The following is a 20,656-nucleotide window of genomic DNA, read 5'->3' on the forward strand; positions in this document are numbered from 1 at the left end:
TGAAGTTAAATATATAATAAATACAATTTTTTCTAAAGTCAAGATAATTAAACTGGAAAGAATATGAAACAGTAGTTTGTATAAAGGTACGGTTCCACCTTAGGTGTTTTTATGGTAAAATAGCCTCAATTCAATAACTTGGTGGGCAAGACTGCATGCTTTTGCAGAGAAAAGCCAAAAAAGGAGACTTTTATGAAGCTGCAAGGATGGTATTTGTATAACAGTTCCTTTGTTTTAAGAACAGAAAAACAGTGCTTTCTATTTGATTATTACCCATATGCTGGCGAGCCCGAAACAGGTTCTCTGGAATGCGGCAGGCTTGACCTCGAACGTATCCGTGATTTTAGGCTGCCGTTAACGGTATTTGTTTCTCACGCGCATTATGACCATTTCGATAAAAGTATTTTTCTAATTGAGAATAAAATATCAGACGTTCATTTTGTGCTTTCTGACGATGTTCCTGTTCCACACGGCTTTTCAGACGAGCAGGTATTGACGGTACAAGCCGGTAAAGAATACCAGTGGAATGGGCTTATGATACGCACTCTTCTCTCCACCGACGAAGGGGTGGCGTTCTTGATTCGCACACCAGAGGGCACCATTTACCATGCAGGAGATTTAAACTTTTGGGATTGGGAAGGTGAAAGTACTGCATACCGCCGCCAAATGGAGCAAGATTACAAGCAGCAAATCGACTGCATTGCCGGTGAGCACATCGATTTGGCATTTGTTCCACTAGATGGCCGCTTGGAGGGAACGTACTGGAAGGGCTTGGATTATTTTATGCGCTCTACAAACACCCAGTACGTTGTGCCCATGCACTTTCGCGACCAGTACGAGGTATTTGACTGGCTGCGCCAACAACCAGAAGCAAAGAATTACCTTAACAAGGTTGAAATGATCACCCATAGCGGGCAAACATTTTGTCTAGACTAACAAAGAATGATACAAAAAGCGCGTTAGGGAGTTTCCCTTTCGCGCTTTTTTACGCGGGAAAATTTCGCCTGCGGCGAGATTAACCCTTTATAAATTTTTCCATAAGTAAATGGCCTGTATCAATCCGCAAGCCGGTTGCCGCCGCAGATTCCTCCGAGAAGCATTCCACTCCGGTTGTCGGCTGGCTCTTACGGTAGATGAGGAACGGTACGGGGTCGTTGGTATGTGTGCGCAGTGCCAGCGGTGTTGGGTGATCCGGCACCACCAAAATACTGTAATCATCGTACTGCTCTAAATTCTCGAGCAGTCCTTTTAAAATACGGCTGTCAATGTATTCAATGGATTTAACCTTATTTTCAATCTCGTGGCGGTGTCCGCATTCATCCGGTGCCTCTACATGAATGTATACAAAATCCTGCCCATTTGCCAGCTCATCCATTGCTGCCTGCGCTTTTCCTTCAAAATTCGTATCAATATAACCAGTTGCACCCTCAACATGCACTACGTTCATGCCGGAGAACTTACCAATGCCCTTGAGCAAATCCACCGCAGAAATCATAGAGCCCTTGAGCCCGAATTTCTCTTCAAATGCAGAGAGCTGCGCACGAACACCCTCTCCCCACAGCCACATGCTGTTTGCCGGGCGTTGGCCGCGAGCGACTCGCGCCTGATTCACAGGGTGGTCTTTGAGCAGGTCGTATGATTTTACCATCATATCGTACTGCTTTGCCGCATTGGGGTGCGTGGGTATGTACTCGCGAATCGGTTTGCCAGTAATATCGTGCGGAGGGGTTAAAGTACCCAGCTCCAGCGTGCCGCCGTTCCAAATTAGGCAGTGGCGGTAGCTTACACCGCTGTACAGCTTAAATTCCTCATTGTCGAAATGCTCCGCCAAATATGCGATGAGCACCTCAGCCTCTTCGGTAGAAATATCATCGGCACAGTAGTCGAGAATCGTTTTGTCGGCGTACTCCGGTTCCTCCGAAAGGGTAACCAAATTACAGCGGAAAGACACGTCCGTGGGCTTCATATCGATTCCAATACTGCCTGCCTCCAACGGAGAACGGCCGGTATAATACACGGCGGGGTCGTACCCCAAAACCGAGAGGTTTGCAACATCGCTACCGGGCTTTAAGTGGTCCGCTACCGTTTTCACCAAGCCGACCTGCGCCTTCTTTGCAAGAGAATCCATATAGGGCTTATGAGCGGCCTGCATGGGGGTCTTACCGCCCAGCTCCTCCACCGGATAGTCCGCCATTCCATCGCACAACAAAACTACGTATTTCATGGAGAGTATGTCCCTTCTGTATGATGATTTTTCACTTAATTTCATTTAGTCTATTCTAACATAATCCATTTTCGTTTTCAAACGTTTTGTTATTGCAACCAACCGCGAGAGTAAACTCCGCCAACGATTTGAAGAACCAGTGTAACCACATAAATAACAGTACACAGCGGAAGCCTGCTTTTCCCCAAAACAGGAACCGAATGATGAAGTGCAAATATACCTGCTAACAGACCCAAAGCAAACCCCAACACCCCAAACGAAAAAAGGCCGGTTGCCATTAATACCGGTACCATTACCGTAGCCCAAATGGGAATTTGCGCAAGGGAGGTGTACGGCTTCCCTGTTTTTTGATAGACTCCATCCACTGCTACATCCACTCGGTTACCCATTGCTGTAATGTGAATATCGGTTCCATCCACCGAAACATCTTCGTCAATTACTCGTACAAATAGATTTTTACTTTTCGCCGCACGCCGTTTACCATCCACATGCACGGTTGCACGAAAGAGACCAAAGCGAATACCTACCTCATGGGGTTCGCCATTTACCGTAACCGTCCAGTTCCGAAAGCCATCCATTCCTTATTCTCCGTTCTGCTGCGGGTCCTGCTTGCCCACCATATTTGAATCAGCACTTATGCCAATTTTGCTATACTCATTATTATACTACCTGTGGCGCTGCCTCGGCAATAGGAAGGAGCGTTTCCTCTGCTTTAAAACAGCAAAAAGCCCAGATAAAAGAACCCCCCATCGGCGTAAATCGGCGGTGTTTCGGCAGCTATTATGTATTATGAAAGTTCATTGCATCTATATTTTTCTTCACTCAAGCTTCAAAAACAAGAACCAAAGCACTCAGCAAGATTTGTGGTATTCATTATAAATAAAAAAGCAGTTAAGATTTCTCTTAACTGCTAAATCAGCATGTAGATTATACAGACCTTACCGCTTCGGCCAACTGCCGGCTCGGTATGCTTTTGCAGGCGCTAATTCCAATATATCGCGCAGACCTCGTTTGTCTTGTCCTGTATAACTTGTTTATAGTATAGCTCCACTTATCCGATTTGTCAATACCCAGTTTACTATTTTACCTGAATTTAACAAATAAACAATAATCAGTTCTGTTTTAAAGAATCCTTTTGTTTCAACCCTTTAATAACGAAGTACTTGTTCCTAATTATAAATAAAACAAAAAAGCAGCTAAGATTTCTCTTAACTGCTAAATCAGCATGTAGATTATACAGACCTTACCGCTCCGGCCAACTGCCGGCTCGGTATGCTTTTGCAGGCGCTAATTCCAATATATCGCGCAGACTCCGTTTGTCTCGTCCTGTATAACTTGTTTATAGTATAGCTCCACTTATCCGATTTGTCAATACCCAGTTTACTATTTTACCTGAATTTAACAAATAAACAATAATCAGTTCTGTTTTAAAAAAACCTTTTGTTTCAGCCTTTTAATAATGAGGTACTTGTTCCTACTTATAAATAAAACAAGAAAGCAGCTAAGAATCCTCTTAGCTGCTGCATTTTCATTGCATTATACAGGCCTGGCCGTTCCGACCGAATGCCGGCTCGGTATGCTTTCGCATGGCGCTAATTCGAATATATCGCGCAGACTCCGTTTGTCTTGCCCTGTATAACTTGTTTATAGTATAACTCTGCCTATCCGATATGTCAACACATCAGCAAGAATTTTACACAAAATCAACAAAATTGTAACAATTAAATCCCTAGCAGTTTTGGAGCCGCCTCTTTTAGCTTCTCGGTAAGTGCGAGTGCCTCTTCACGGTTTGCACCACAAGCAGAGAGATATACTTTAATCTTTGGCTCTGTACCAGAGGGTCGCACCATCAGCTTGCAGCCGTTTTCCATGCGATATTCCAGTACATTGGATTTTGGTAGGTTAATAGGTGTCTGAGTGTCGCCATCAAAGCAAATGCGGGTTTCATAATCGCTGTGGCCAACTACATCAAAGCCGGCAATTTGGGTGGGGGCTTCTTTTCGCAGAGCATCCATCATAGCGGTCATCTTATTCATACCATCCTGCCCTTCAAATACAAAGTTGAGCAGGTCATTGATATAATAGCCGTGTTTTTGGTATAGATCATTCATCGCATCCACCAGGGTTTTGCCTTTACGTTTGTAATCAAGCGCCATTTCGCATATAAGCAAGCTGGCGTTCACGGCGTCCTTATCACGCACATAGCTGCCAGACATATACCCGTAGCTTTCTTCGTAACCAAAAATGAAGCGGTGCTCTTGCCCCTTGGCCTCCAGCTCCCCAATTTTCTCACCAATAAACTTAAAGCCGGTAAGAACCTTGAACAGCTCAATGCCATATTCCGCGGTAACGGCTTCATTTAAATCGGTGCTTACAATTGTACTGATTGCTGCTGGGTGCTCCGGCATCGTACCATTTTTGCGGCGCATACGGGCGACAAAATCGAGCAGAAGAACGCCCATCTCGTTGCCGTTGATGAGTACAAACTCCCCATTATGGCGCACCGCAACACCTGCGCGGTCACTGTCTGGGTCTGTTGCCAGTAGCAGATCGGGCTGCAAACGCTCACTGAGCTCCAAGCCCTTTTGCAATGCCTCGCGGAACTCCGGGTTCGGGTAAGGGCAAGTCGGGAAGTTCCCATCCGGCTCCGCCTGTTCGGGTACAAGTGTGACATCGTGAAACCCAATTTCACTTAGAACACGTGTAACACACATGCGCCCCGCTCCGTTAAGAGGGGTATACACCACTTTAAGGCCGCCGTCCACATCGTAAAGAAGGCTCTGCCCTTTTACGGCTTCAATGTACGCATCCGTTACCCTTTGCGGGATAATTTGTATCAGGCCGTTTTGAACGCCTTCCTCATAAGAAATATGTTTTACTTCACTGAAAATATCGAGATTATTGATTTCATCAAGCACACGGTCTGCCATTTCCAGTGAAATTTGGCAGCCATCACTGCCATATGTTTTATAACCATTGTATTTTGCGGGGTTATGGCTGGCTGTAATGTTAATGCCGGCATCGCAGTGCAGGTAACGCACTGCAAAGGACAAGGCGGGAGTAGGCATTAGCTCTGGGTAGAGGTGAGCGTTAATGCCACTGGCGGCTAACACGCTTGCCGCTTCCCTTGCAAACAGCTCCGAATTAATACGGCTGTCGTGCGCAATGGCTACCGAGCCACCGGGCTTTTTCTTATTCAAGTAATTTGCCAACCCTTGTGTCGCCTTACGAACCGTGTAAATATTCATCCGGTTTGTACCTGCGCCCAACACGCCGCGCAAGCCAGCCGTACCAAACTCTAAGTTGCGGTAGAACCGGTCGTTAATCTCCTCCGGCTGATCAGAAATTTCTTCCAATTCTTGGGTCAGCTTCGGGTCTTCCAAAGGGGTATTGCGCCATCTCTCATATTCTGTCATATCTGGTACGTTCCTTTCCTTTCGCCCGACTTAAAGACGTTAATTTCTATAACCATAGAGTAGCATCGGCACATCGTTTTGTCAATGTGAAACAAGGCGGATTCCCTGCACGAACGTTCCTCTTCCCAAAAGCTTATTTGTGATTGGCGCGAATCAAATTTGTTACAACGCCTTGCGGTGTAATATCTACAATTCCATAGCTTGCATCTGCCCCTCGCAGGGAACCGGGGTTCATAATATATAGCCCATTTTCGTACTCAGTGTAGGGTATATGTGTATGCCCAAACAGTAAAATGCTTGCTTTTTGCAAACGGGCAGCAAGCTTTATTTCATCCAATGAGTATTTTACATTGTGCAAATTACCGTGTGTATAAAATATTTTGCGGTTCTCCAACTGGATTTCGCCCAGAGGAGGAAGAGCCGAGCACCAATCGCAATTACCGCGAACCTGCAAGAACATTTTATTGGGGTAAAGGTAACGCTCGTCCTCTATATCATCGCATCCGTCCCCCAAATGGATGATTACCTCTGCGTTTGGCTGCGACAAAATCACCCGATGCAGGGTGTGTTGGTCTCCGTGTGTATCTGACATAACTAAGATTCTCATGGTAGCTCCTTCATTTTCTTTGCTGAGTTTGCTGTATTCTGCTTTGTCCGCACTATTTTGGATGCAACTTCTTTGCTTTCAAAGAATAAAATGATAGTACTCGCAGAAAAACCAGCGATTTTAACGTGTCCACACAGTTTTCATTTTCATATCCCGTACCACTGATTCATATGATAGGAAAAGGGGTGATAACAATGCAATCGAATCAATCCAACGATAAGCAGGTCCTGCTGAATATGCTGGCACAGCACCTTGGCAAGAGTCCAGAAGAAATACAACAGCAAGCCGCAAGTGGCAATTTGGCAGGTTTAATGCAGAATATGAACCCGAATGATGCGGCTGCTCTGCAAAAAGTTCTAAATGACCAGCAAGCGATTCAAAAGCTGATTAGCTCACCGCAGGCACAAGATTTAATGCGCCGATTAAACGGTAAGAAATAAGTAAAGGGTGTGAGGGAATGGATGATCTCACCAGCAGAATCAACGAGGTACTCAGCGACCCACAGGCCATGCAGCAAATAAACAGTTTGGCCGCCTCGCTGGGGCTGGGGAATTCCATGCCTAATACCCCCACGCCCCCGGGGCAAAATGCACCTGCTGGTAATAACCCCCTGCAAGGGCTAGATTTAAGTAGCTTAGCCAATCTATTGGGGAACGCCGGTGCTGCTCCCTCGGGCGGCGGGAACATATCACAGTCCCCCGGTGCAGCCGGCGGGCTGGATACCGCAAAAATCGCCTCTCTGCTCTCTAGCCTTGGAGGGGCAAACGGGTTGGGCGCACTTTCGGGGCTATTGGGTGGGAATAACGGCGGTGGGCTGGGCGCTCTTTCTGGCCTGTTAGGCGGCGGTGGCGGTGGAGGCGGATTGGATGGAGATATACTGCAAACCGTAACAAAGATTCTGCCGCTGCTCACCGCATTCCGCCAAGAAGATAACAACACTCGCCTATTGCATGCCTTACGGCCTTTACTTGGGGCAGAACGGCAGAAAAAAGCGGATGAAGCAATTAAAATCCTTTCCATGCTGCGCCTATTGCCAATTCTGCGTGGGCAAGGAATCTTATAACGGAAGGGGGATTATAAAGTGGCAAGCAACGAAACAACCAATATGCAGCAAATGCAGCAGGATGCCATTCGCAGGGTACGCGAGATGCAAAGCCGGGCAAACCAAAGCTTAAACCGCTCTCAGCCGAATGCTTCTCAGGAGCACCCTGCACACGAAGCCGGCCAGCAATCGCAGCAAAACCATTCATCGCCGTCCTCTTCCCGTTCGGCTCCAGCTCCCCCTTCCTTACTGCCTGACCTATCATCTCTCCCGCAGGCAAGCTCACTGAATAGCTTGTTCGACGGCCTGCTGCAAGACGGCGAGCGTACACTGATACTGGTTCTTATCTTGATTCTTGTTTCTGAAAAGGCAGACACCGGCCTTATTTTTGCTTTAATGTACTTAGTTATTTAATATCGGCAAAACATACTTCGTTATAAAATGGAAACTACATGGCAGCAAAATACGTTTCTTTGTAAGTGAGCCCGAGCCGTATGGCTCGGGCTCACTATTTTTTATGTCGCTTTTTCAGCGCGAACAGCCGACACGTATTCGCTTTTGCCATCGGCTGTTTTCTTTAGAATATATTGCATATACTTAACCGGCTCAGGGGAAGCATTTGAGCTTTCGGTGGCATCCTGCCAATCGCCAACCACATAGCCAACGCGGAGCGTAACCGTATCTCCCGATTTTTTACTGCTAATTGTATAGGGAGCAAAGCTGCTTTGCGAGCTGTACGGTGCCACACGGAATACGTTCTGCTGCGAATCGTATTCAAAGAAGGTTTCTTCCTTGGGGTTGGTTGGTTGCAGGTTACAATCGGGGCCAAACAGGGCATGGCAGGCATCTACCACATCGCCCAGAGGAACAAGAGTGCGGCCTTGGTCGTCGTAGCTGTTGTACTGCGCCCCGTTTTGTGTAACGGCACGCCACAGGGATGCCTTCATCACCATTTCCGCATTTGCTTCTTCTTCATTCTCAAAAGGCTCGGGGTCCTGCATTACAATAGGTGACAGAAAAGTGTCGTAAGCACGAAGCTGTGTGTCATCAGTCGCCGCACGGTAAATTTGGCGCCCAACTCCCCACACAAGAACCGAGAGGCCAACAAATGCAAGCACCATAACCAAAGCACCAACGCCAATCCCATAGCGGTATTTACCCCGCCTGCGCAAGGAAGGTGTTTGCTCCGCAACTATAACCGCAGTTTCTTCTGTATTCTCAGCCTCTGCCTGTTCTTGTTCCTCCGGAGTAAGTGTAGCTTTTTTAATTAATAGAATATCATCGTGCGTCGCAGGTTCATCCTCCGACAAAAAGTCATCCAGCTCCGGCTCTGGCTCGGGGTCCGGCGCTTGCGCCGCCTGCGCAAAATCGGCCGCAACTTTTTGCGCTTTCAGGCGAGCCTGTTCAGCGGCTTCCAGTGCAGCGCGCACCTTTTTTTCTTCCGGGCTGCGTTTGGCGGACTTTTTCTTTTTATCCGACTTTTTTTGGTAAGCGGATCGATAATCGGTTGAAACCTGGTTTTCTTCGCTTTTTTTACTCTCAGCAAAGCGGTCAAAATCGATTTCTTCCACTAGTTCCTCGGGAAGCTCGCCGTGTTCCGCGGCATTTTCCTGATTCTTTTCATTTTGCTCTGCGTTCATGGCCTCTCCTTTTACACTCTAATCTGCCCGTCACCGGTTATTATAAACTTCTGAGATGTCAGCTCGTTTACACCCATAGGCCCTCTGGCATGCAATTTCTGCGTAGAAATGCCGATTTCTGCTCCAAGGCCAAACTGCCCGCCATCCGTAAACCGAGTAGACACATTCACATATACGGCGGCAGCATCTACACGAGAAGTAAACGCTCGAGCATTGCCGTAATCATTGGTAACGATTGCCTCGCTGTGCCCGGAGGAATACTTGGAGATATGCTCGATTGCTTCATCGAGTGAATCTACCACGCGAACCGCCAGAATATAGTCTGAAAACTCGGTTGCCCAATCATCATCTACTGCGGGAATGACCGTATCACAGGCTCCCAAATATTGCAGCGAACGCTCATCAGCACGAAGCTGAACGTTTTTCTCGTCCAGCAGTTTCTTTGCTACGGGTAAAAACTGTTCTGCCACTGCCTTGTGAACCAGCAATGTTTCTGCCGCATTACAAACGGAGGGGCGGGAGGTTTTGGAATTGAAGATAATATTTGCCGCCATCTCCAAATCGGCGGATTCATCTACATATACATGGCAGTTGCCCACACCTGTTTCAATGACGGGTACACGGGAGTTTTCTTTTACCGAACGGATTAACCCTGCGCCACCGCGGGGAACGAGTACATCGAGATACTCGGTAAGAGCCATTAGCTCCACCGCGCTTTGGCGGGTAGTGTCTTCTATGAGCTGAACACTGTCTCGGGGCAGCCCGGCGCTTTCCACGGCGTCACGCATGACCTCTGTAATAGCGGTATTGGAATGAATGGCCTCTTTCCCTCCGCGCAAAATTATTGCATTGCCGGCTTTCAGGCACAACACCGCCGCATCTGCCGTTACATTGGGGCGGGCTTCATAAATCATGCCGATTACTCCCAAAGGAACGGCAACCTTTTCAATCTTCATTCCATTGGGGCGAACCTCACCTGAAAGAATACGGCCAATGGGGTCTGTTTGTGCCGCCACCTGCCGGGCACCTTCTGCCATATCTTTGATTCGTCCCTCATTTAAAGTGAGGCGGTCAAGCATGGATTCACTCATACCACCGGCTTTTGCCTGCTCTAAGTCTAATTTATTTGCTGTGATTATTTTGTCCACATTTGTAACCAAACCGTCCGCAATGCTCAAAAGAGCCACATCTTTTTTTGCACCGGCTGTTGCCAGCACGCGGGAAGCCACCTTGGCTTTTTGTCCCATCTCTTGCAATTTTGTCATCATACTTTCTCCTTTCAATATGAGAAACACTCCATTCTCTTGGAGAGATTCATAGGCAAATCCATTTGCATCTCTATTAATGCTATCTCTTCGCCAATGGCAAAGATGTAAAAAACGCGCGTCCGCCGGCAGACCCCTTTTAGGGGCTGCCTTTGCCCAGCTTGTAACAAGCTGGGCAAACCAATGCCGAACAGGCATGGGGCGTGCGCGCGCGATGTTTTTTTATTCCGCTTCGAATATCGTCCCCAGGTCTTCCCCTGCCAATAGGCGGTACAAGTCCCTTGGAGCAGCGCCGTCAATGATGCCGCACGGAATCCCTGCTGCGGTTGATACCATTGCCGCAGAGATTTTGGTACGCATTCCCCCGGTTCCTCTTGCAGAGCCTTCCCCACCGCCGAGCATTTTAATCTCATCGGTTATCTTTTTTACGCGTGGAACTCTCTTTGCATTGGGGTCCTTTTTGGGGTCGGCCTCGTAAAGGCCATCTATATCGGTCAGCAGTACCAACAGGTCTGCATCCGCCAAAACTGCCACCGTAGCAGAAAGCGTGTCGTTATCACCAATATGTGCGCCCATCAATTCATCAATTGACACGGTATCGTTTTCATTTACTACCGGAATAATACCCATGTCGAGCAGAGCACGGAACGTGTTTTGTACATTCCTCTTGCTAATCTGCTCGGTCATTACATCGCTTGAAAGCAAAACCTGCGCCACCGTGTGATTAAACTCCCCAAAGAATTTATCGTAAAGGAACATCAGCTCACACTGGCCCACAGCCGCTACTGCCTGTTTTTTCTCAATCTCACGCGGTCGTTCCTTTAACCCCAGCTTGCTCATGCCGACCGCTACCGCACCAGAGGTAACCAGAATCATTTCTTTACCAGAATTCTGAAGGTCGCTTAAAACCTTACAGAGTTCTTCCATTGTGCGGAAATTCGCCTTGCCATTATCGTATGTTAAGGTAGAAGTACCAACCTTCACCACGATACGCTTGGCTTGTGTGATTTCAGACATTCCTTTCACTCCTTTTCCTGCTACTATCCATATGCAAAACAGGGCAAACCTGCTCAACAATCATAAAAGCGCTAAATTTTTGAGGATTCCCCAATACCCGCAGTCGTCTCTTCCTGCCCTCTGCGGTAACGTGTCTTGCCACAATACACACAAGCACACAGTGCAGCAAATACCAACACAAGAGGTTCACTTGCAGCGGATAACCCCAAAACAACACCAGTCAAAACATCTGACGGGTAGTGCACAAACAAATAAAGACGGGAAAATGCGATTAAAAAAGCAAACACAAAAGCAGCAATACCCATCGCATGGTTCGCATAGAAAATAATTAAAGCCGCTCCAAAGGAAGACATGGTGTGGCCAGACGGAAACGAGTAATCCGTTGGGCAGCTCAAAAGCAATTTTACATCCGTATATGTATGGCACGGCCTTGGCCTAGCCACAAGAGGTTTTAAAACAAAGTTTGTTAAAACACCGCAGGCTGCTAGTACAAAAAACAGTACAACACCTGCTTCGCGGTAACGCGGCATCATAAAAAACAACACCATCACTGTGGCCCAAACAGCACCAACATTGCCGACTAAAGAAATATACGGCATAATCGCATCAAATAGGCTGCACCGCATTCTTCTTTGAATCAAACGCAACAGCTTTATATCGATTGCCTGTATTCGTTCAAACATCAAATAGTTCCTTTCTGATCCCCGCCAAATTAGCTGCCTAATACAGCCCGGGGATTTCATCTCACTTAATGTACCTTCCATTCCCTAACTTAACATAATTCATCCATAGCGATGGTCTTATGTAGTATTATACCTTATCTCAAAATATCTCACAAGGGATAAAGCCGTGAAAAAAGTGAGAACTTTTTGGGAATTTGCCGTGTAAAAAGCACAGTAAACAGCAAAAAACGGCTCTAATCGCTTTAGAGCCGTTTTTTAAAATAGCACTATATTTACTGTGTTGATTATATAAAATGTTCAATGATATACAAGGTTTGAGAGGATTCTACATAGTATAAGTACATTCTCGTGCTGCCTTTTTTCACTGCCTTCATTCTGAGTGTTACACCATCAAAATTTGGAAGATATCTCTTTTCCACCGTAATTCCGCTGGACAGTATTTTTAACACGTCCTCTCTTTCTTCCTCCGGTATTGTGGTAACAGGTATCATCTCCGCAGGAAAATCTGGAGTCTTGTCATACTGAAATACATGGTAACGCTCGCCATCTCCATGAAAACTTGCTTCACTTTGCACTTCATACAACTGTTTTGCATTCGTGGGCAGCGAGATCTTCCAATTCAGCCGAAAGACAAAAAAGTAATCTCTGCCGTTTTTGATATGATTCCCTATTACGATAGAACTGACTAAAATTACAGATAAAATTATAACGACAACTCTAATTTTCTTGTTTTCCACAAGTAAAACCTCTCATTACATAACACATTATATTTTTAATAGACATTTAACAATTAATGCTTATCAGGCATTCTCGCGGAATGTAATCGTCACATCAATAGGATAAAGAACAGCTGCATTCTGGCATAGCCATGCCCAATTATTAACAGATGCTGTAAATGGACTATCATAGTCTTTCATGTATTCAAAATCAAATGTATCCGTTATCTCAACTGCATAATTATTTGTAGACTTAACAGTACTAATATCAACTGAATGTAAAGCATAAAATAAGTCTGAATTATCGCTTTTCTCAATGTTGAAAGATCCACTGGAATATGCTTCTTTATTTCTCATAACAGGTTTCATATAATTTTTATATGGCGTAGTCTTCCTTATTTTTTTTCTAAATAAACCGTCTGAACTGGCTGTTTCATTATAATCTTTTCCCTTAACAGAGCATTTTATAAGTTCTGCTGAACAAGGATACCCTTTTCTTTTAGCTATCATTGCTGCTGCAAGCCAAGCATCTTGTAAATCATTGAAATGAATTCCAGGATTTATAGGAGTAATCCCATTGGGCCTAATCTGTTGCGGATTTGATTTTTTTGCTATTGAATCAATAAATTGGTTAAGTTGTCCAACCGTCATGCTTTCAAATCTTTTCTGATTTGCATCTAATGCAGTATAAGTGCCCTTTTCTGACACTAAAAAATCACTTGCAAAAACTGGAATACCAGAAGATATTACAAAAGACAATGCCATTATACCACTTAATACTCTTTTTTTCATCTTTTTCAAAATTTTAATAACTCCTTTCGAAATAACACAACTTAGTTTTTAACATATTCTATAATTATTACAAATAGAAAGTCTTTGAAAAACTAAAAAATACTTATCCTCCTCTCATAAATAAACTTAGTTTGTTTTTCAAAAGCCTTTATTAATATAACGATAAGCAAGTTCAATTTGTCACACATTTATTTAAATAATATATTTTATATTTAAAAATAATAAAAACTTACCAACATAACCGGTGGGTATTTCATATGCTGGCTCCACTTTATTGACAAATACTTCTAACCTTATCTCAAAATATCTTACAAAGAATAAACCTGTGAAAAAAGTGCAAAGTTTTTGGGAATTTGCCGTCTAAAAAAGCACAGTAATCGTAAAAACCGGCTCTGATGCAATCAGAGCCGGTTTCAAAATTTTTAGTTTATTTCGCTGTATTGTTTAGTAAGAATACCTATTGATTCATTTTTTATTTCCATTTAGCCTCTTTAACGCCTCTGCATATTCAACAAACCGGGGGGATTTCTCATCCATATCCTTTTGAGTTACCCCACGCCAGATACATAAATCATCGAGTATGGATTCCTCCACGTTCATGGCGGACATGTACTCTGTTTTCATCTCTACTTCGAGAATAGACTCATAATTACTATTTGTAAGCTGTGCCGCTGTAGCTCTTTGATTTTTCTTTTTTTCTTTCGTCTTTTGAGGGATTAGAAATGCACGGAACTCTAAATCCAGTTCTTCCTCTGGATATTTCAACGCTCGAATAAAGGAATCGCTTCTTCTACGATAATGCTGCTTTTCTTCGGGAGTAAGCTCTTTTTCTCTATCTTCCTGCAAAAGCTCCGGAAAATAATTTACAATCACATTCGCTTTTATTTCTCTCATGCGCTCTTTTGGTAAATTCGTAGGAACAGCATGATACGTTTCAATGAAGTAAGCAAGCATTTGTTCAAAGGTTCGCTCACTTGGCTTAACACTCTTTGCAACTTCGTTTAAAAAAGCTTCCTGCTTTTTACGCATTTCTTCCGTTTGTACACAAACAAAGGTTGCAATTGGTCCATCTGCCTCAATCATTATTTTCTTCCTTTCTTTTGTAAGATAATTATAGAATAAGATATAGTAAAACGGCTCCCCACAAGGTGGGGAGCACGATTTTTATAAAAGCATTTAACTATATCTCGATTACTCGCGGGGCCTATTGGTATTGGGGCGGAAGCCATTGCTGCCGCGGCGGTCGTCACGGCGGTCATCTCTGCGAGGAGCCGGACGGCGAGGTGCGTCTGAAATTTCGTTTTCCGGTACAAGACCCTCAACCTCAATCAGTGCATCACGACGGGAAAGGTTCAAGCGACCCTTATCGTCAATCTCAAGCACTTTAACCATCACTTCATCGCCAACATTGACAACGTCGGTCACCTTCTCGGTACGCTTTACATCCAAACGAGAAATGTGAACAAGACCTTCCTTACCGGGGGCAATCTCAACAAATGCGCCAAAGTCCATGATGCGGGTTACCTTACCGTTGTAAATGGCACCGGCTTCGGGGTCATTTACGATGGTATCGATAATGGTCATTGCACGGCGGCAGTTGTCAATGTCAATGCCGGATACAAATACGTGGCCATCATCTTCAATGTCAATCTTAACGCCGCATTCAGCGGAGATTTTCTGAATAACTTTACCGCCGGAACCGATAACCTCACGGATTTTCTCCGTAGGAATCACGGTAGACAGCATCTTTGGTGCATATTTAGAAAGCTCTTCACGTGGCGCGGGAATCTGCGGGAGCATAATATCGTTGAGGATATAGTCGCGAGCCGTGTGGGTTTTTTCCAAAGCTTCCTTTACCATTTCAGGGGTAAGACCATCAATCTTCAGGTCCATCTGAATGGCGGTGATACCCTCATGGGTACCGGCAACCTTAAAGTCCATATCGCCGAAGAAATCTTCCAGGCCCTGAATATCAACCATGGTCATCCAGCGGTCGCCCTCGGTAATCAAACCGCAAGAAATACCAGCAACCGGAGCCTTAATCGGCACACCGGCATCCATCAGTGCCAAGGTGCTACCGCACACAGAGCCCTGCGAGGTAGAACCGTTCGAAGAGAGAACCTCAGAAACCAAGCGCAACGCATAGGGGAAATCCTCAACGGCAGGAATCACCGGCAGCAATGCACGCTCAGCCAAAGCACCATGACCAATTTCGCGGCGGCCGGGGCCACGGCTGGGTCTTGTTTCACCAACGGAATACGAGGGGAAGTTGTAGTGGTGCATATAGCGCTTGTACTGTTCCTCATCGATTCCATCCAAAAGCTGGCGGTCTGTAACCGGGCCAAGGGTAACAATGGTGAGTACTTGTGTTTGGCCACGGGTAAACATACCGGAGCCGTGTACACGAGGCAGCAGACCAACCTCAGCAGCGAGCGGACGAATCTCATCCATTCCACGACCATCCACACGCTTGCGCTCGTCGAGCAGCCAACGGCGAACCACATATTTTTGTGTTTTGTAGAGGCATTCGTCAATCTTAGCCGCACTATCGGGGTAAATATCGGCGAACTTCTCATGCACTTTATCGTAGATGGGCTTGAGGCGAGCATCGCGAACTGTTTTATCGTCCGTATCCAGTGCAAGGCGAATGTCTTCAATTGCAAACTCTTTGATTGCATTGAGCATGTCCTCATCCGGCTCGTTGCTCGGGTAGCTGAACTTCTCTTTGCCGATTTCTGACTTCATCTTGTTGATGAGCTCAATAATCTGCTGGTTGGCGGCATGACCAGCCATAATACCATCATACATTACTTCGTCGCTTACCTGCTCTGCACCAGCCTCAATCATGGCAATGCGAGAATCGGTAGAAGCAACGGTAACAGCCATTTTGGAGTTTTCTCTTTGCTCGGCAGTGGGGTTGATAACCAGTTCGCCATCCACATAGCCAACCGAAACAGCAGAGATCGGCCCTCTCCACGGAATGTCTGAAATGCTGATAGCAATGGAGGTACCTACCATGGCAACAATTTCAGGGGAGCAGTCGGGGTCTACCGACATGACAGTGCAAACAACAGAAACGTCGTTGCGCATATCCTTAGGGAACAAGGGGCGAATGGGGCGGTCAATTACGCGAGAAGCCAAAACAGCCTTCTCTGAGGGGCGGCCTTCGCGCTTCATGAAAGAACCGGGGATTTTACCTACTGCATAGAGCTTTTCCTCAAAATCAACCGATAGCGGGAAAAAATCGATACCGTCGCGCGGCTTAGCAGATGCGGTTACTGCCACGTGAACAACCGTTTCGCCATAACGAACAAGGCAAGCTCCATTAGCCAGCTGTGCCATTTTGCCGGTCTCAACCACCAGAGGGCGGCCTGCGAATTCGGTTTCATACACCTTGAAATTCTCGAACATCAAATAATCCTCCTTGTCACTTCAACTACATTATGCCCGGGAGGGAAGCAGGCTTAGCAATAAAACCAATTCCTACACAAAAATTGTTGGGAACTCGTTTCACTGCTAAAACCCGAAACCTCCCATTTCTTTATGGTTTTGCTTAAATATGCCTAAAAGGCAGACGGCTAAAAAAGCCGTCTGCCCGAAACAGCGTGCTATTACTTACGAATGCCCAACTTCTCGATAATGACGCGATAACGCACAATATCTGTCTTGGTCAGGTACTTCAGCAAACTTCTTCTCTGGCCAACCATTTTCAACAAACCGCGGCGAGAGTGATGGTCTTTCTTATGTGCTTTGAGGTGATCGGTCAAATCGTTGATTCTCTTGGTCAGAATCGCAATCTGAACCTCGGCGGAGCCGGTGTCTCCCTCGTGTAAAGCATACTGCTCAATAATCTGCTGTTTTTCTTCTTTTAACATATTTTTTCCACCCTTCCGTGCGAGTTACGCACCTATTGTACCCTCAAACCCAGCATAAGGCTGGTGAACTCCCCAAAGGGGCTTACTCCTTGTTCCGGGTAAGGGGCAATTTAACCTATTGATTATATCATAGCTTCCTGTGTTTGTAAATAGGGAGCAGCCAAGCTGCGGGCGGTCTGTGCGTCCCGCAGAATCGCTTCGCGAAGCTGGTCTAAATCTCCAAATTTCTGCTCCGGGCGCAAAAAGCAAACCAGCTCTACGGGTACGCGGCGGCCGTATAAATCGCCCGAAAAACCATCAATCATGGTTTCTGCTAAAACTCCGTCAGAACCCACAGTGGGGCGAACACCGATATTGGTAACACCGGCATATCGCTTGCCATTTACCGTTACCACAGAGGTATACACACCAAACCGCGGTGCAAGGAACCCGGGCGGAAACGGCTGGTTAATGGTTGGCGCCCCAAGCTGCCTGCCAAGCTGGCGCCCGTGCGCAACCGGAAAATCGATGGAATAAAACCGCCCTAAAAGGCGGGCCGCCTCCGTCGCATCCCCTAATAGCAGAGCCTTCCGAATGCGTGTTGAGCTAACCGGCTCACCATCTACCGTAAGTGCAGGAACTATCGAAACCTCTATTCCAAACTCCGCGCAAATTTCGCGCAGCTCATTGCTGCCGGCTGTACCGCCGCGGCCAAAATGAAAATTAAAGCCACAGCTCACTTCTTTTGCGCGCAGAGTATGATGCAATATTTTCTCAACAAACTCGCGGGGCGAAAGCGACCTTACCTCTTCAAACCGAGGCATGTACACTCGGCGAACACCTAAACCCTCTAATACACGCATTTTGCTTTCGCACGAGGTCAGGCGCAAATCACCCTCCCCTTTTAACAGCTCCTGTGGGCTGGCATCAAAGGTAAAAACCGTTGGCACAAGCTTACGGGCTGTAAATGTAACGCACGAAATCACTCTTCTGTGGCCTAAGTGGACTCCGTCGAAAGCGCCCATTGCCACTGCACTTTCTGAAGGTGCTATCTGTTTCAAATCATGGAACACCTGTAATCTCAAACAAAAACCTCCCGACCAGCGCAATCATACCATTTTCTCACGGGAAACCGGCGCTATTCGGCTTTTTTATTCTCCTGTTCTGCTGCAAAACAACCGCAGAACGGCAAGCTCCTGCGTTTCTGCATTTGCCTGACCCAGCCCTAAAAACTCCCCCGTTGAGGAATACACCCTCACTCGCTCCTGTGGCGCTAACGGGCTGCTCAGGCGCAAGCGCTCCAATGCAAGCGCCCCACCATTTTGAAAGCGAACGCTCTGCGCGGCTGTTACCGAAACCTGCGGCAAGTGGAGAAACAAGCTTTCTACCGATAAAACCCTACCGGCAAGCTGATTCTCTTCCGCAAGTGAACGAGCCTCTTCGAGCGGCAACGCCTGCTCGAGTGAAAAGCCACAGGCACGAGTACGGCGCAGTGCCGTCATAATCCCCAAGCTTCCCACGGCTTGTCCTAAATCTGCACAAAGCGTGCGGATATACGTTCCTTTCGAGCATTCAACCAGCAAGCTACCCTGCCGTTCCTGCTCATTGTATTCCAAAAGCTCCAGCCGGTAAATGGTAACCGGACGGGACTCACGTTCCACTTCAATTCCCTGACGCGCCAGCTCATACAGATGCTTACCGTCTTTCCGCACTGCTGAATACATCGGCGGTGTTTGCATAATCTCACCCCGAAATTGGGGAAGAGCTTCCTCCAGCTGCGCACGACTTACCGGAGCGTTACTCTCGCGAAGCACCTCGCCCGTATTATCCTGCGTATCGGTTTCTACTCCGAGGCGAAACACCGCGCAGTATACCTTATCGGAATCCTCCAGCAAAGAAGCGGCACGAGTAGCTTTCCCCAAAAGCAGGGGCAAAACCCCTGTTGCCATTGGGTCCAGCGTACCGGTATGGCCAATCTTTTTCTCTCTGCAAAGGCGGCGTGCAACCGCGACCACGTCAAACGAGGTAAAGCCGCAGGGCTTATCAATTATTAGGACTCCGTCCATCGGGGTCACCTCACATTGTTTCGAGAACCTTACCAATTACTTTTAAAATCTTTTCACGAGCCGACTCAAAGTCTTCTTCAATGGTACAGCCAGCTGCTGCAATATGGCCGCCGCCGCCGAACTCTGCACATATTTTAGCCGCATTTACCTGCGGCAATGTGCGCAGAGAAACTTTATAGCCGCCTATTTTGCGCTCCCGCATGGTAACGCCCACTAATACGCCCTCGATTTGGCGAGGGATTGCCGAAAGGCCATCCAAATCACCTTCGTCAGCACCGGAAGCATCGATCATCGCACGGCTAATTTGCATCACCGCACAGCGCGAATCAAAATAAAACTCAATCGAATCCAAAACGCTGCGCTCCATTTCAAGGCGGGCGCGAGTTTTCGTTTCGAACATCTGGCGATTAATGTCTGCGGCATCGATACCGGTACGAATGACCTGAGCAGCAATTTCGTGCGTGCGTGCGGTCACATTGGTATAGCGGAAGCAGCCGGTATCTGTGGTGATTCCGGTATAAACCGCCTGCGCAATCACTTGATCCGGCACCACACCCAAACGGCAGATTACCTCATAGATAATCTCACACGCCGCAGCGGCGGTGCTGTCTACATACGATTCTTTTGCGAAAATCTGATGAGAACCGTGGTGATCAATGCACAAATCAATGTTACCGGCATGCTTTGCGGCGAGCACCGGGCCTAGCAGCTTAATGTCTGCTACGTCCACACTTACTACAAATTGCGCGGGGAAGTCCTGCTTCTCAATCTCTTCGAATAAGAAGCTATATTTTTCAGAAACGGGGTCAGCACAGGTGCAACGGGCACGCTTGCCAAGAAGGTGCAGTGCGTGGCAGAGTGCCGCCGCACAGCCCAGTGTGTCGCCATCCGGGAAATGGTGGCTTAATATTTCAATGTCCTGCGCGTTACGCAGGAGAGAAACCGCGCGCTCGAGATCAATCATCGTGATCCTCCCCGTTTTCTTCTGCACCGTCTTTCCAATCCATCAAAAGCTTATTGATGCTTGCGCCGTATTCAATGGAATCGGTCGCACGAAACAAAAGCGCTGGCACATGGCGAATTTTCAGTCGAAGCCCCAGCTCACGGCGAATAAAGCCGCCAGCCGATTTTAGCCCCTCTACTGCAATTTTCGCTTTCTCCATACCCTCCATTGCACTGATAAATACCGTGCAGTACGAAAGATCGTTTGTTACGTCCACACGCACAATGCTAATGAGGCCGCCTTGAACACGAGGATCCTTAAGCTCACGGAAAATTGCCGTGAGCTCGCGGTGAATATCTTCTGTAATACGTTCTATTTTATGGCTGGGCAT

21 protein-coding genes are annotated in these 20,656 nt (G+C 46.8%); 4 read left to right on the plus strand and 17 right to left on the minus strand.

The window, feature by feature from the left end; genetic code table 11:
• Positions 1 to 192 precede the first annotated feature (192 nt).
• A complete protein-coding gene (locus tag CAN90_RS05070) occupies positions 193 to 936 on the plus strand; it encodes an MBL fold metallo-hydrolase (RefSeq protein WP_085832737.1) in 744 nt (247 codons plus the stop codon).
• A gap of 79 nt (positions 937 to 1,015) precedes the next feature.
• Here the strand turns inward: CAN90_RS05070 and CAN90_RS05075 are convergent, their stop codons facing one another.
• The 4 genes from CAN90_RS05075 to CAN90_RS05090 form a co-directional block, all read right to left on the minus strand.
• Positions 1,016 to 2,224: a cofactor-independent phosphoglycerate mutase gene (locus tag CAN90_RS05075; RefSeq protein ID WP_085832738.1), complete on the minus strand. Its 1,209-nt coding sequence runs from the start codon at positions 2,222 to 2,224 to the stop codon at positions 1,016 to 1,018.
• Between the two features lie 89 nt (positions 2,225 to 2,313).
• Positions 2,314 to 2,802, minus strand: a complete 489-nt coding sequence (locus CAN90_RS05080) for a hypothetical protein (protein WP_085832739.1) — start codon at positions 2,800 to 2,802, stop codon at positions 2,314 to 2,316.
• A 1,143-nt stretch (positions 2,803 to 3,945) separates the two neighbouring features.
• A complete protein-coding gene (locus CAN90_RS05085; RefSeq protein ID WP_085832740.1) occupies positions 3,946 to 5,640 on the minus strand; it encodes a phospho-sugar mutase in 1,695 nt (564 codons plus the stop codon).
• A gap of 133 nt (positions 5,641 to 5,773) precedes the next feature.
• The gene (locus CAN90_RS05090; RefSeq protein WP_085832741.1) at positions 5,774 to 6,247 is read right to left on the minus strand and encodes a YfcE family phosphodiesterase; all 474 of its coding nucleotides are present in this window, start codon (positions 6,245 to 6,247) and stop codon (positions 5,774 to 5,776) included.
• Between the two features lie 194 nt (positions 6,248 to 6,441).
• On the opposite strand from CAN90_RS05090, the gene CAN90_RS05095 reads away from it, so the two are divergent.
• Genes CAN90_RS05095 through CAN90_RS05105 form a run of 3 tightly spaced genes read left to right on the plus strand, consistent with a single transcriptional unit; the run spans position 6,442 to position 7,703 of the window.
• Positions 6,442 to 6,687: a hypothetical protein gene (locus CAN90_RS05095; protein ID WP_242953575.1), complete on the plus strand. Its 246-nt coding sequence runs from the start codon at positions 6,442 to 6,444 to the stop codon at positions 6,685 to 6,687.
• A 17-nt stretch (positions 6,688 to 6,704) separates the two neighbouring features.
• The gene (locus CAN90_RS05100; protein WP_085832743.1) at positions 6,705 to 7,310 is read left to right on the plus strand and encodes a hypothetical protein; all 606 of its coding nucleotides are present in this window, start codon (positions 6,705 to 6,707) and stop codon (positions 7,308 to 7,310) included.
• An 18-nt stretch (positions 7,311 to 7,328) separates the two neighbouring features.
• Complete coding sequence (locus tag CAN90_RS05105) at positions 7,329 to 7,703, plus strand: hypothetical protein (protein WP_085832744.1); 375 nt, start codon at positions 7,329 to 7,331, stop codon at positions 7,701 to 7,703.
• Between the two features lie 101 nt (positions 7,704 to 7,804).
• Here CAN90_RS05105 and CAN90_RS05110 read toward each other — a convergent pair whose 3' ends face one another.
• The 13 genes from CAN90_RS05110 to rbfA all read right to left on the minus strand — a co-directional run bounded on the left by CAN90_RS05110 (position 7,805) and on the right by rbfA (position 20,656).
• Complete coding sequence (locus CAN90_RS05110) at positions 7,805 to 8,929, minus strand: hypothetical protein (RefSeq protein ID WP_085832745.1); 1,125 nt, start codon at positions 8,927 to 8,929, stop codon at positions 7,805 to 7,807.
• An 11-nt stretch (positions 8,930 to 8,940) separates the two neighbouring features.
• Complete coding sequence (locus tag CAN90_RS05115; RefSeq protein ID WP_085832746.1) at positions 8,941 to 10,194, minus strand: glutamate-5-semialdehyde dehydrogenase; 1,254 nt, start codon at positions 10,192 to 10,194, stop codon at positions 8,941 to 8,943.
• Between the two features lie 222 nt (positions 10,195 to 10,416).
• On the minus strand, positions 10,417 to 11,211 hold the full coding sequence (gene proB, locus CAN90_RS05120; RefSeq protein WP_085832747.1) for a glutamate 5-kinase: 795 nt from the start codon (positions 11,209 to 11,211) through the stop codon (positions 10,417 to 10,419).
• A 71-nt stretch (positions 11,212 to 11,282) separates the two neighbouring features.
• Positions 11,283 to 11,894, minus strand: coding sequence for a phosphatase PAP2 family protein (locus CAN90_RS05125; protein ID WP_085832748.1), 612 nt, complete (start codon positions 11,892 to 11,894; stop codon positions 11,283 to 11,285).
• A gap of 284 nt (positions 11,895 to 12,178) precedes the next feature.
• Positions 12,179 to 12,631, minus strand: coding sequence for a hypothetical protein (locus tag CAN90_RS05130; RefSeq protein WP_085832749.1), 453 nt, complete (start codon positions 12,629 to 12,631; stop codon positions 12,179 to 12,181).
• Between the two features lie 63 nt (positions 12,632 to 12,694).
• Complete coding sequence (locus CAN90_RS05135; protein ID WP_085832750.1) at positions 12,695 to 13,411, minus strand: hypothetical protein; 717 nt, start codon at positions 13,409 to 13,411, stop codon at positions 12,695 to 12,697.
• A 456-nt stretch (positions 13,412 to 13,867) separates the two neighbouring features.
• The gene (locus CAN90_RS05140) at positions 13,868 to 14,485 is read right to left on the minus strand and encodes a hypothetical protein (RefSeq protein WP_085832751.1); all 618 of its coding nucleotides are present in this window, start codon (positions 14,483 to 14,485) and stop codon (positions 13,868 to 13,870) included.
• A 108-nt stretch (positions 14,486 to 14,593) separates the two neighbouring features.
• Positions 14,594 to 16,813 (minus strand): polyribonucleotide nucleotidyltransferase, encoded by a 2,220-nt coding sequence (locus CAN90_RS05145; protein WP_085832752.1) that lies wholly within the window; start codon positions 16,811 to 16,813, stop codon positions 14,594 to 14,596.
• A gap of 200 nt (positions 16,814 to 17,013) precedes the next feature.
• On the minus strand, positions 17,014 to 17,277 hold the full coding sequence (gene rpsO, locus CAN90_RS05150) for a 30S ribosomal protein S15 (RefSeq protein ID WP_085832753.1): 264 nt from the start codon (positions 17,275 to 17,277) through the stop codon (positions 17,014 to 17,016).
• Between the two features lie 122 nt (positions 17,278 to 17,399).
• Positions 17,400 to 18,317, minus strand: a complete 918-nt coding sequence (gene ribF / locus CAN90_RS05155) for a riboflavin biosynthesis protein RibF (RefSeq protein WP_242953576.1) — start codon at positions 18,315 to 18,317, stop codon at positions 17,400 to 17,402.
• 90 nt (positions 18,318 to 18,407) lie between these two features.
• Positions 18,408 to 19,322 carry a tRNA pseudouridine(55) synthase TruB gene (gene truB, locus CAN90_RS05160; protein ID WP_085832755.1) on the minus strand — a complete coding sequence of 305 codons (915 nt, stop codon included), beginning with the start codon at positions 19,320 to 19,322 and terminating at the stop codon, positions 18,408 to 18,410.
• Between the two features lie 10 nt (positions 19,323 to 19,332).
• Positions 19,333 to 20,286 carry a DHH family phosphoesterase gene (locus CAN90_RS05165; RefSeq protein ID WP_085832756.1) on the minus strand — a complete coding sequence of 318 codons (954 nt, stop codon included), beginning with the start codon at positions 20,284 to 20,286 and terminating at the stop codon, positions 19,333 to 19,335.
• Positions 20,279 to 20,656, minus strand: coding sequence for a 30S ribosome-binding factor RbfA (rbfA, locus tag CAN90_RS05170; RefSeq protein ID WP_085832757.1), 378 nt, complete (start codon positions 20,654 to 20,656; stop codon positions 20,279 to 20,281). Before rbfA ends, CAN90_RS05165 begins: the two co-directional genes overlap by 8 nt.

The sequence above is a fragment of the Clostridium merdae genome, assembly GCF_900176635.1.
Lineage (GTDB): Bacteria > Bacillota > Clostridia > Oscillospirales > Acutalibacteraceae > Faecalispora > Faecalispora merdae.